Below are 11,704 nucleotides of genomic sequence, written 5' to 3'. Positions count from 1 at the left end.
CCCCCCCCCCCCCCCCCCCCCCCCCCCCCCCCCCCCCCGCCCCCCCCCGCCCCGCCCGGGCCCGCGCCGCCCGGTCTGGTCACGGTGACGATGGCCGGGCCCGGCACGGTGGAGCTGCAGCCCGTCGGCGTCACCAAGTCGACCGGTCTCGCGCTCGCCGCCGAGCGGATGGGAATCGCGCCGCAGTCGACGATCGCGTTCGGCGATATGCCCAACGACATCCCGATGTTCCGCTGGGCCGGCTACGGCGTGGCGATGGCGAACGCGCATGAGGAGCTCAAGGCCGTGGCCGACGAGATCACTTCGTCCAACGAGGAGGACGGCATCGCCGTGGTCCTGGAGCGGCTCTTCACCTGAGCGTGAGTGGGTACTCGCCCGAGCGACGGCCGGCCGGCCGGTCCTCGCCGAAGCGCAAGCGGCTTTGCGCCCGAGTACGGAGGGTCAAAGGGAACTAAAGCCGAGCCTTACCTCTCCTTTACTTCGGGCCTTTCGCCCCAACGGCTATAAGACCGTCGCTTGAGCCGCTTGCGACCGGGCAGGCGCTCGCTGTGATCGAAACGCGACCGGATACGCTGACTTGAGTGATGGCAGCGACACATCGACAAACCGCGTCATCGACCGTGTGAGTGCCGCGTGACCGACCTTGTGTTCGTCAGCAGACAGGAGAACCCCTCGTGACCGTCGTCGGGCCGTTCGGGCTGAGCGTGCGGGACCAGGCCCTCGAAGCCGATGTCCAGGCCGGGTTGGCTGCTGTCGAGGAGGGGCTCCTCGAGGCCACCAAGAGCGAGGTCCCGTTCATCACGGAGGCCGCGCAGCATCTCGTACGCGCCGGCGGCAAGCGCTTCCGGCCGCTCCTGGTCATGCTCGCCGCGCAGTTCGGTGATCCGCACGCGCCGGGTGTCGTACCGTCCGCGGTCGTCGTCGAGCTGACGCATCTCGCGACGCTGTACCACGACGACGTGATGGACGAGGCGGACGTCCGCCGCGGTGTGCCCAGCGCCAACACCCGCTGGGGCAATTCCGTCGCCGTCCTCACCGGCGACTTCCTCTTCGCGCGCGCCTCGCACATCCTGGCCGACCTCGGCCCCGAGGCCGTACGGATCCAGGCCGAGGCCTTCGAGCGCCTGGTCACCGGCCAGATCCTGGAGACCGCGGGCCCGCGCGACGGCCGTGACCCGGTCGACCACTACCTCGATGTGATCGCGGGCAAGACCGGTTCGCTGATCGCGGTCTCCGGCCGCTTCGGCGCGATGATGTCCGGCGCCGACGAGACGGTCGTGGACGTTCTCACGCAGTACGGCGAGCGCCTCGGTGTCGCGTTCCAGCTCGCGGACGACGTCCTGGACATCGCCTCGGACTCGCACGAGTCGGGCAAGACCCCCGGCACCGATCTGCGCGAGGGCATCCCGACCCTGCCGGTCCTCCTCCTGCGCGCCCAGGCCGCCCTGTACGGCAGGCCCGACGATCTCGCCCTGTGCGAGCTGCTCGACGGTGACCTCACCGACGACGCCCGGCATGCCGAGGCCCTGGCCCGGCTGCGCGTGCACCCTGCGCTCGAGCAGGCCCGCCGCGACACCGTGCGCTACGCCGAGGACGCCCGCGCCGCCCTCGCCCCGCTGCCCGAGTGCGATGCCAAGGCTTCCCTCGTGGAGCTGTGCGACGCGGTGGTGCACCGGGCGGGCTGAGCTCCTCCCGCACGTGTGACGCAGGTCACTTTTCTGGATTGAGTCCAAGCAAGGACTCGTTCCGTACTCATGCCCAGAAGCTGACGCAGGGGGTGTCAGCCGGCATACGGGGGATTTCCGTCATGGGTACTACGCGTGCGTTCACCAGCAGCCGTCGTCCGATCCTGATCGGCTCCGCAGCCGCCGTCGCGGCCGCCGCACTGGCGGTCGCGGTCCTGCCGGCGGTCGCGGACAGCGGCTCCGACGAAGGCCGGGACAGGGCGGGTTCGGCGCTCGGCGTGCAGCACGGCACGGACCACGGGGGCCGGCACGGCAGCCCGGGCGTGACCACCGCCAAGGGCACCATCCTCGCCGCGAGCCTGAAGGGCGCGAACGAGGTGCCGAACGCCGAGGGCAAGGCCGTCGGTGACAAGGACGGCGCGGCCCTGCAGTTCGTGAAGGTCAGCGGCGACAAGGTGTCCTTCGCCGTGAAGTGGCGGGGCACCGCCAAGCCGACCGCGCTCCACATCCACCAGGGCGCCAAGGGAGTCAACGGCGGCATCAAGGTCGACTTCACCAAGCTCCTGTCGTACGCGAAGGGCCACAGCGCCACCGGCACGGTCACCGTCGGGGACCAGGCCCTCCTGGACGAGCTCACGTCCAGCCCCGGTGGCTTCTACGCGAATCTGCACACCGCCGAGTTCCCGGGCGGGGCGGTCCGCGGGCAGCTGCACAAGGTCACCGACCCCTTCGACTTCCGCAAGGCCCTGAACAACTTCCAGGCCTCGGTGGTCAAGGGGAAGCAGATCTACGAGTGCAAGGTGGGCGAGGACGGCAAGCTCGCGTTCCTGCAGCGGGACGTACGGGCGGTGCTCGCCGGCCGGATCGACCACTCCTTCGTGGCGCCGAACTCCGGTACGCCGCAGTGGATCGCCCCGGACGGCAGCGCGGTCAAGGCCAAGCTGATCTCCAGGACCCCGAACGGCGAGACCAACATTCCCGAACTCGACCTCGACGCCGACCAGATCGGCAGCCGGCGCGGGCTGCTCGCGAACACCGCCGAGATCCTCCGCCTCAACACGGTGGGCGGCGTCGCCCCGGGCGGCTCCTGCGAGCAGGGCGACATCGTGGGGGTCCCGTACAAGGCGGACTACGTGTTCATCCAGAGCTGATCACGCACGGTCAGGTGGCGCGTCCCCTACGGGTGGAGGGGCGCGCCACCCCCGTATGTCATCCCACAGCAGTACATGGAGTTGAGTCCGGGGGCTGACGCTTCCAGGCGGGCGATTTGGTCGTATGGAGAAGCACAGACGACGACGTGATCCGCCCGCCGCACCACGGAGGTAAGGCACCCATGGCACCCAACGCACCCTACGAACCGGCACCTGTACGCGACGAGGCCGACGACCTGCGCGACGGCCGGCGCAAGGCGGCGCGTTACATCGTGCCCATCGCCGTGGCCGGCGTCGCAGCCGCCACCATCGGCCTTGTCCCGGCGCTCGCGAGCTCCGGTGACCCGGACCTGCCGAAGATCAGCGCGCAGGAGCTCATCGAGAAGATCGCCGCCTCGGACACCGAGCAGCTCTCCGGCAACGTGAAGATCACCACCGATCTGGGCCTGCCCTCCTTCGCCGGTCTCGCCGACTCCCTCGGCGGCCTGGCCGACGAGGGCGGCAAGGACGGCAAGGGAGCCACCGCCGACCCGCAGAGCAAGCTGCTCGAACTCGCCACCGGCACCCACAATCTGCAGGTCGCCGCCGACGGCCCCGACAAGCAGAAGCTGACGATCCTCGGCAAGGGTTCCGACTACAGCCTGATCCACAACGGCGACGACGTCTGGGCGTACGACAGCGGCTCGAAGGAAGCCGTGCACACGAAGGGCGACGCGGGCGAGGGCCACGAGGAGGCCGAGCCGACCGCGACCCCGAAGGAGCTGGCCGAGCAGGCGCTCGAGGCGGTCGACCCGACCACCAAGGTCACCGTCGACGGCACGTCGAGGATCGCAGGCCAGGACGCGTACCAGCTGAAGCTCGAGCCCAAGCAGTCCGGCTCGACGATCAGCTCGATCACGATCGACGTGGACGCGGACACCTACGTACCGCTGAAGTTCTCGCTCAACTCCAGCGACGGTGGCAAGCCCGTCATCGACGCGGGCTTCACCAAGGTCGACTTCTCGAAGCCGGCTGCGTCGAACTTCGCGCTGCCGAAGGGCGCGAAGGTCACCGAGGGCGAGGACCTGGAGAAGCAGGCGCCCGAGGGGGAGATCCCGAAGGACGTCGAGAAGGACCTCAAGGACCTGGAGAAGGAGTTCGGCAAGGGCGGCCCGAAGGGCGGCCCGAAGGACGGGCTGAAGGACAGCGGCCCCGGCGACTTCGGCGGCATGAACGTCATCGGCGAGGGCTGGACCACCATCGCCACGTTCGACACCGGCGGCAAGGGCCTGCCGGCCGCGGGCTCCGAGGAGATGAAGGACATGCCCGCCGGTGTGTCCGGGCTGCTCGATTCCTTCGGCGACAAGGTCAGCGGTGAGTTCGGCTCGGGCACGGTCTTCAAGACCCGTCTGATCAACGTCCTGATGACCGAGGACGGCAAGGTCTACGCGGGCGCGGTCACCAAGGCCGGGCGGGGGAGGGCGGCGACCGCGGGGAAGTAGCCGAACCCGCGGATGATGGGGGCGGGGGGGCGTGCTGCCCCCCGGCCCTCGCGTGTTCGCACACTATGAACGCAATCGCCCGACCCATGGAGCGAGAGCGGTCCCGTTCCTAGCATCACAGCGCTCGGCGCGACGACGGCGCGCCCATGAGGTCAGGAGCGTTGTTTTGCAGACCCCGAGAACCCCCGGAGCCCCTTCGACAGGCGGGCGGCTGCGGCGCGGCACCGCCGCGGTGGCCGCCGCCGCGGGCCTGATCGCCGGCACCCTGACCGTCGCCGGCCCGGCGCAGGCCGAGGTGCGGCAGTCCGACCCGGTCGCCTGCCCGGCGAACATCGGTGACAGGGCCGCCTGTTACACCGGCCAGGACGCCAACGGCGCGTACTACGCGATCGCGGTCCCCGAGGACTGGAACGGCGACCTCGTCGTCCACGCCCACGGCGGCCCCGACCTCGGCGAGGCCTCCGACCCGGCGCGCAGCGTCGAGGACCTGGACCGCTGGTCGGTCATGGTCGACGAGGGCTATGCGTGGGCCGGCTCCTCGTACCGCCGCGGCGGCTACGGGACGCGGATGGGCGCGATCGACACGGAGAACGTGCGCCGTCAGTTCGTGGCGGAGTTCGGCGAGCCCGAGCGGACCTTCCTGCACGGACAGTCCTGGGGCGGCAACGTCGCGGCCAAGGCCCTGGAGATGTACGGCGACAAGCGGGGCCCCTACGACGCGGCGCTGCTCACCAACGGCGTGCTCGGCGGCGGCTCGCGCGGCTACGACTACCGGGTCGATCTGCGCGTGGTCTACCAGTACTACTGCGACAACCTGCCCCGCCCCACCGAGCCGCAGTACCCCCTGTGGCAGGGCCTTCGCGCCGATTCGACGCTGACCACGACCGGGATGCGGTCGAGGCTGCGCGAGTGCACCGGCTACGACCTCGCCCCGGCCGAGCGCACCGCGCCGCAGCAGCGCAACCTCGACGACATCCTCGCCGTGACGAAGATCCCCGAGCGCACCCTCGAATCACATCTGCGTTTCTCGTTGTTCACCTTCCGCGACATCGTGCACACCCGGCTCGACGGCCGTAACCCCTTCTCCAACGCCGGTGTCCGCTACTCCGGTTCGCACGACGACAAGGCGCTCAACGCCGGGGTCGAACGCTTCGAGGCCGACCCCACCGCCAAGCGCGACCTGTCGTACGACAGCGATCTGACCGGTGACGTCGAGATCCCCGTGCTCACGCTGCACGCGATCGACGACCCGACGGCGTTCGTCGAGCATGAGTCGGCGTACCGGATGACCCTCGAGGAGGCCGACCGCGATCACCATCTCGTGCAGACCTTCACCCGCGAGAGCGAGCACAGCGGCCTGAGCAAGGCCGAGTACGCCAACTCCATGGCGCGCCTTGCGCGGTGGGCCGAGACCGGCAAGCGGCCCTCGGCCCGCTCCATCGCCGAGTCGTGTGCGCGGTTCGACGCCACGTACGGCACGGGCTGCTTCTACGACGCGGGCTTCCGCCCCGGCTCGTACGCCTCGCGGGTCGAGGCGCGTCCCGACGGCGGCCGCGACTGGCCGGCGATGACCTCCGGCCAGGAGCGGCGCTGGAGCGGGATCGAGGGCGTCGGCATCGCGCCGCAAAGCATCCGGTGCCGTGGACCGGAGGGGAGCCAGGCGCTCACTCGACGCAGAACTCGTTCCCCTCCGGATCCGCCATCGTCACCCACTCGCCGATCGGCTCCTTGATCCGGTACAGCTCCCGCGCCCCCAGCGCTTCGAGCCGCGCGACCTCCTCGTCGCGGTCACGGCCTTCGGCGGTGTGGACGTCGAGATGCAGCCGGTTCTTGACGGTCTTCTTCTCGGGTACGCGCTGGAACAGCAGCCGCCGTCCCTCGCCCATGCCCGTGAACGCGTCGAACGGGTCGTCGGGGTGCCGTACGGCGGCGTAGTCGCGGAAGGCCGGGCGGCCGTTCCACTCCGGGGCCTCCTCGGGCGTGACCGCCCCGCCCGCGAGCAGCTGCCCGATCAGGGCGCTGTGGTCCTCCAGCTCATAGCCGAGTGCGGCGGCCCAGAAGTCGGCCTGGCCCCGGGGTTCCTCGGCGTCGATGACGAGTTTCCAGTGCAGAGTCATGCCACCAGTCCTACCCGCCATGTAGGACACCTGGAGTCCTCCATCCGCGGACGGCTCACGCGGCCGTCCATCCGCGGACGGCTCACGCGGCCGTCCCTACGCGGACGGCTCACGCGGCCGTCCCTACGCGGACGGCTCAGGCGGCCGGCTCCCGCGGCGGCACGGGCGCCGTCGCCTGGGCCTGCACCGCGAGCCGCAGCGCCTCGGACCGGTTCTTGCGCGCCGTACGCAGCGCGTCCCAGGTCAGCGTCGTCAGCGCCAGCCATACGAGAGCGAAACCGGCCCAGCGCTCGGGCGGCATGGCCTCGTGGAAGTACCAGACGCCGAGCAGGAACTGGAAGACCGGCGCCAGGTACTGGAGCAGGCCGAGCGTCGACAGCGGTACGCGGATGGCGGCCGCTCCGAAGCAGATGAGGGGGAGCGCGGTGACCACACCGGTCGCGGCGAGCAGCGCCGCATGCCCGGCGCCGTGCGCGCCGAAGGCCGCGTCCCCGCGCGAGCCCAGCCACAGCAGAAAGCCGAGCGCGGGCAGGAACTGCACCGCGGTCTCGGCCGCGAGGGACTCCAGGCCGCCGAGGTTGAGCTTCTTCTTGACCAGGCCGTACGTGGCGAAGGAGAACGCGAGCGTCAGGGAGATCCACGGCGGCTGCCCGTACCCGACCGCGAGCACGAGCACGGCCGCGAAGCCGATGCCGACGGCGGTCCACTGGGCGGGCCGCAGCCGCTCCTTGAGCAGGAGCACGCCCATCGCGATGGTGACGAGCGGGTTGATGAAGTAGCCGAGGGAGGCCTCGACGACCTGGCCGGAGTTCACGGCCCAGATGTAGACGCCCCAGTTCACGGTGATCACGGTGGCGGCGACGGTGATCAGGGCGAGTTTGCGGGGCTGGCGGATCAGCTCACCGGCCCACGCCCAGCGGCGCATCACCAGGAGCACGAGTCCGACGAGGACCAGGGACCAGACCATCCGATGGGCGAGGATCTCCAGCGCGCCGGCCGGTTTGAGCAGCGGCCAGAACAGCGGGACCAGGCCCCACATCCCGTACGCGGCAAAGCCGTATATGAGCCCCGCTCGCCCTTCGCCCGACGGCTTCAAGGCCCCTCCTCGTCTCGCACCTCGACCCCTTCGACGGTAGCGGGACAAGGGCCCGGCTGTCATGTCCGTATCGCTATACGGTCATGACACCCGGGCCCTGCTTCCGGCGGGCGGGGTCAGGCGGCGAGCGCCTGCTCGATCGCGTCGGCGACCGGGGTGGTGGGGCGGCCGATGAGCCGGGCCAGATCGCCGTTCCGCCGCGCGAGGAGGCCGCGGGCGATGGCCGCGTCGACGTCCACGAGGATCTCGGCGAACGGCTGGGGCACACCGGCGCCGGTGAGGACCGCGAGGTGCTGCTCGCCCGGGACGTTCGCGTACGAGATGGTCTTGCCGGTCCGGCGGGAGAGCTCGGCCGCGTACTCCTCGAAGCTCCAGGCGATATCGCCGCTCAGCTCGTACGTGGCGTTCTCGTGGCCCTCGCCGGCCAGGACCGCGGCGGCCGCGGCGGCGTAGTCGGCGCGCGAGGCCGAGGCGACCCGGCCGTCGCCGGCGCTCTGCAGGACCGCGCCGTGCTCGAGGACGGGGGCCAGGTTCTCCGTGAAGTTCTCGTGGTACCAGCCGTTGCGCAGGAACGTGTACGGCAGGCCGGAGTCGAGGATCGCCTGCTCGGTCACCTTGTGCTCGTCGGCCAGCTTGAAGTCGGCCTCCGGGCCGCCGAGTACGCCGGTGTACGCGAGCAGGGCCACGCCCGCCGTCTTCGCGGCGTCGATCACGGCCCGGTGCTGGGCGACGCGCTGTCCGACCTCGCTGCCGGAGACCAGGAGCACCCGGTCGCCCTCGGCGAAGGCGCCGGCCAGGGACTCGGGCCGCGAGTAGTCCGCGATGCGCAGCTCGACGCCGCGCTCGGCGAGGGGCGCGGCCTTCTCCTTGCTGCGGACGAGGGCGGCGATCTGCCCGGCCGGAACGCCGGCGTCGAGCAGGCTCTCGATGACGAGACGGCCGAGGTTTCCGGTGGCGCCGGTGACGACGAGGCTCATGGCTGAAATCTCCAGGTTCGTACAGTTTCCTTGCGGTCTTCACTCACCTTAGGTCTGGTACTTACTTTTCGTAAGTACCCACTTTGAAGTAAGGTACTTGCATGAGCGAAAGTGTCCTGAGGAATCTCCGGCCCGACGTCAATGCCGCGCAGTGTCCGTCTCGCCCGATCCTCGAGCACGTCACCAGCCGCTGGGGCGTGCTGGTCCTGGCGGCGCTGCTCGACGACTCGTACCGCTTCAGCGAGCTGCGCCGGCTGATCGGCGGGGTCAGCGAGAAGATGCTGGCCCAGACCCTGCAGACCCTGGAGCGCGACGGCTTCGTGCACAGGGAGGCCCAGCCCGTCATCCCGCCGCGCGTCGACTACTCGCTGACCGAGTTCGGCAGGGAGGCCGCCCGCCAGGTCTGGGAGCTCGCGCGCTGGTCGGAGCGGAGCGTGGACAAGGTGCTCGCGGCGCGGGCCGCGTACGACGAGGCGAAGACCTCCTGAACAACCGCAGTACGCAGGCGCGTTCGACCAACCGGACGTAAGATCTCCGCATCACTGGGGAACGCGTGTGCGTGTGGGGGTCTGGTGGGGCATCGAGGACTGGGGCGTACGACGTCGCTGTGCGTGGCCGCGTTGCTGCTCACCGCCTGCAGTGGCAGCGGTGGGGACGGGCCGCGAGCGCCCGAGCCGCCCAACTCGCCGGCCCCGTCCGGCAGTCGGACCGGCGGCCCGTCCGAGCCGGCCCCGGACTCCCCCTTCACGCCGGACCCGGACCGCGTCCCGCACACCGCCGCCGACGCTCTGCGGCTGGCCCGCAAGGTCGCCGCGAGCCCGGACCAGTACGGGCCGGGATACACCAAGAGCTCCCCGTACGAGAGTGATCCCGCCCAGTGGGCCGTGCTCGACGCGACGTGCGTATGGCAGCGCGAGCGGCTGCCGAAGAACGTGCTCGCGAGCATCACCACGTACGGCGAACTGCCCGCGGCCGACGGCAGGGGGCCGGTGCGCGTCAGCTCCGTAGTCACCGTGCACCGCGAAGTCGACGGCGCGGACTGGGAGATGGCCCGCACCCTGGAGGAGGCCCTGCGCTGCCCCGATCAGGAGCTGCGCGCCGGTGAGTGGATCAAGGGTCTGTTCTCCGAGGGCATGGCCCTCGGGCAGGGCACCAACGCGTATGCCGACGACTCGATCTCCGAGAACGGCGAGTACCACAGCGAGCGACTCGGCGGCCCCTACCCCTACAACTGGTCCCAGGCCCGCATCGGCCCGGTGACCGTCGCCTCCGTGATCAAGGGCGGCAAGGGCCACACCGAACAGGAGCTGAACCAGGCGGTCGAGCAGGGCTTCAGCGCCATGGTCGTCCGTGCCGAGCTGGAACTCGGAGGCGACAAGTGACCCGGGCCGTCGAACCGCTGCTGCCCTCCGACCCGTCCTCCCTGCCCGGCCACCGTCTCCTCGGCCGGCTCGGCGCGGGCGGTATGGGGGTGGTCTATCTCGGGCGTACGGAGTCGGGGGCGCTCGCCGCGGTCAAGGTGATCCAGGCCGAGTACGCGCGGGAGCAGGCGTTCCGTGCCCGCTTCCGGCGCGAGATCGAGGCCGCGCGGAGCGTGACCAGCCGTTGGTCGGTGCCGCTGACCGGGGCGGATGCCGAGGCGGAACAGCCCTGGCTGGCCACGGCGTTCGTGCCCGGGCCCTCGCTCGCCGAGGCCGTCGCGGCCTGCGGGCCGCTGCCCGAGCGCAGTGTGCGGGCGCTCGGCTCCATGCTCGCCTCGGCGCTCGCCGCCGTGCACACGGCCGGTCTGGTCCACCGGGACGTCAAGCCGGGCAATGTGCTGCTCGCCGTGGACGGCCCCCGCCTGATCGACTTCGGGATCGCGCGAGCCGCCGACGGCAACCGTGCCGCCGACAGCGGCCAGGACGCCGGCGACACCGCGCTGACCGCGACCGACCTGGTCGTCGGCACCCCCGGGTTCCTCGCTCCCGAGCAGGCGCAGGGTGGTGAACTCGGCCCGCCCGCCGATGTGTTCGCGCTCGGGGGCCTGCTCGCGTACGCGGCGACCGGCCGGCCCCCGTTCGGCACCGGCACCCCCGACGCGCTGCTCTACCGCACCGTCCACGACGAGCCCGACCTCGACGGCATCAGCGCCGCTCTGTATACGCTCCTGAGCGGGCTGCTCGCCAAGGACCCGGCGGACCGCACCGGACTCGACGCACTGGTCGAGGACGCCCCGGCCGACGACTGGCTGCCCGACGCCGTGGTCCGTCTGGTCGCCGACCGGGCCGCGGCGCTGCTCGCGCTGCCCGATATCGAGCAGACGCAGCTCGACGCGTCGGAGCTGCCGACGCAGGACGCGCCTGCTGCCGAACGGCCGCCCAACAGGCGGAAGTTCCTCCTCATATCGGGCGCCGCGGTACTTGCCGCGGGTGGTGGCGTCGCCGCGTGGGCGGCTTCGGTCCCCGACAGCGGCCCGGAGGATCCCGTCCCCGAGCACGACCGGTGGCATATCGGCCTGCAGGCGGACCTCTCCGGACCGCACAAGGCGGCCGGCCGGGCGCAGGAGGAGGGTGCGCGCCTGGCTGTGGAGCAGTTCAACTCCCGTAAGAACTCCGGCAGCAACTCCGGTAGCAACTCCGGTAAGAACTCCCGCAATGACTCCGGCAACAAGGCGCCCTTCAAAGTGGGCCTCGTCGTGCGCGACGACGGCGGGGACGCGACCCGGGCGGCCCGCGTGGCCAAGGACTTCTCCGTCGCCCAGGACATCCTGGCCGTCATCGGACCGACCACGGACGACACGGCCCGTGCGGTTTTGAAGGTGTACGACGAGAGCTATCTCGCCCAGGTCGCCGTGTCCCCGGGCGCCATGGACCTGACCACCCCGTCCCTCGCCTCCCGGAGTCTGCTGCAGGCCAGGCCCCTGGACGCGCATGTGGCCCAGCCCTACGCGGCGCTGGCCGCGGCGGCCGGTGTCAAGGTGCTCGGCCTGGTGCAGGACCGCACGGTGGGCGTGCTCGGCTGGGAGACCGCGGCCATCACCACGAGCTCGCTGCGCGGCACGAAAGTCGCCGCCTACCCCCGCGTGGTCCCGGCCCACACCGAGGAGTTCGGGCCGGTCGTCGCCGACATGCTCGACGCCGGCTGCGACGGATTCGTGTTCGCGGGCGGGCCCGACGCGGGCGGGGGGTCTTGCGCCCTGCCCGGCCCCCCGCCGC

The 11,704-nt window shown here is 71.2% G+C and carries 10 protein-coding genes and 1 pseudogene; 8 read left to right on the top strand and 3 right to left on the bottom strand.

Translation table 11 applies throughout. The features are described from left to right. Positions 1-72: 72 nt before the first annotated feature. The 5 genes and pseudogenes from JAO81_RS15880 to JAO81_RS15860 all read left to right on the top strand — a co-directional run. Positions 73-357, top strand: a pseudogene (locus tag JAO81_RS15880) (HAD family hydrolase); the annotation flags it as partial. 317 nt (positions 358-674) lie between these two features. Beyond that, complete coding sequence (locus JAO81_RS15875; RefSeq protein WP_199548502.1) at positions 675-1,685, top strand: polyprenyl synthetase family protein; 1,011 nt, start codon at positions 675-677, stop codon at positions 1,683-1,685. 122 nt (positions 1,686-1,807) lie between these two features. After that, positions 1,808-2,836: a CHRD domain-containing protein gene (locus JAO81_RS15870; RefSeq protein WP_199548501.1), complete on the top strand. Its 1,029-nt coding sequence runs from the start codon at positions 1,808-1,810 to the stop codon at positions 2,834-2,836. Between the two features lie 182 nt (positions 2,837-3,018). Then, a complete protein-coding gene (locus JAO81_RS15865; RefSeq protein WP_233415432.1) occupies positions 3,019-4,317 on the top strand; it encodes an outer membrane lipoprotein carrier protein LolA in 1,299 nt (432 codons plus the stop codon). A 166-nt stretch (positions 4,318-4,483) separates the two neighbouring features. Next, positions 4,484-6,049: an alpha/beta hydrolase family protein gene (locus JAO81_RS15860; RefSeq protein WP_374194299.1), complete on the top strand. Its 1,566-nt coding sequence runs from the start codon at positions 4,484-4,486 to the stop codon at positions 6,047-6,049. Here JAO81_RS15860 and JAO81_RS15855 read toward each other — a convergent pair. From JAO81_RS15855 to JAO81_RS15845, 3 genes are all read right to left on the bottom strand, one after another. Next, positions 5,982-6,434, bottom strand: a complete 453-nt coding sequence (locus tag JAO81_RS15855) for a VOC family protein (RefSeq protein ID WP_199548500.1) — start codon at positions 6,432-6,434, stop codon at positions 5,982-5,984. The two genes, JAO81_RS15860 and JAO81_RS15855, sit on opposite strands and share 68 nt — an antisense overlap. A gap of 136 nt (positions 6,435-6,570) precedes the next feature. Next, positions 6,571-7,473 carry an EamA family transporter RarD gene (gene rarD, locus JAO81_RS15850; RefSeq protein ID WP_233415437.1) on the bottom strand — a complete coding sequence of 301 codons (903 nt, stop codon included), beginning with the start codon at positions 7,471-7,473 and terminating at the stop codon, positions 6,571-6,573. 173 nt (positions 7,474-7,646) lie between these two features. Beyond that, complete coding sequence (locus JAO81_RS15845; RefSeq protein ID WP_199548498.1) at positions 7,647-8,507, bottom strand: SDR family oxidoreductase; 861 nt, start codon at positions 8,505-8,507, stop codon at positions 7,647-7,649. 101 nt (positions 8,508-8,608) lie between these two features. On the opposite strand from JAO81_RS15845, the gene JAO81_RS15840 reads away from it, so the two are divergent. The 3 genes from JAO81_RS15840 to JAO81_RS15830 all read left to right on the top strand — a co-directional run. Next, positions 8,609-8,995 carry a helix-turn-helix domain-containing protein gene (locus tag JAO81_RS15840; protein WP_199548497.1) on the top strand — a complete coding sequence of 129 codons (387 nt, stop codon included), beginning with the start codon at positions 8,609-8,611 and terminating at the stop codon, positions 8,993-8,995. An 84-nt stretch (positions 8,996-9,079) separates the two neighbouring features. Further along, positions 9,080-9,889, top strand: coding sequence for a hypothetical protein (locus tag JAO81_RS15835; RefSeq protein ID WP_199548496.1), 810 nt, complete (start codon positions 9,080-9,082; stop codon positions 9,887-9,889). Then, on the top strand, positions 9,886-11,704 hold a 1,819-nt coding region (locus JAO81_RS15830; RefSeq protein WP_307813406.1), incomplete at its 3' end, for a bifunctional serine/threonine-protein kinase/ABC transporter substrate-binding protein. The genes JAO81_RS15835 and JAO81_RS15830, both read left to right, overlap by 4 nt.

It is taken from the genome of Streptomyces sp. N35 (assembly GCF_016464295.1).
Classification (GTDB): domain Bacteria; phylum Actinomycetota; class Actinomycetes; order Streptomycetales; family Streptomycetaceae; genus Streptomyces.
The sequence above is the reverse complement of the archived record's forward strand: the minus strand, read 5'-3'. Positions and strand labels throughout refer to the sequence as shown.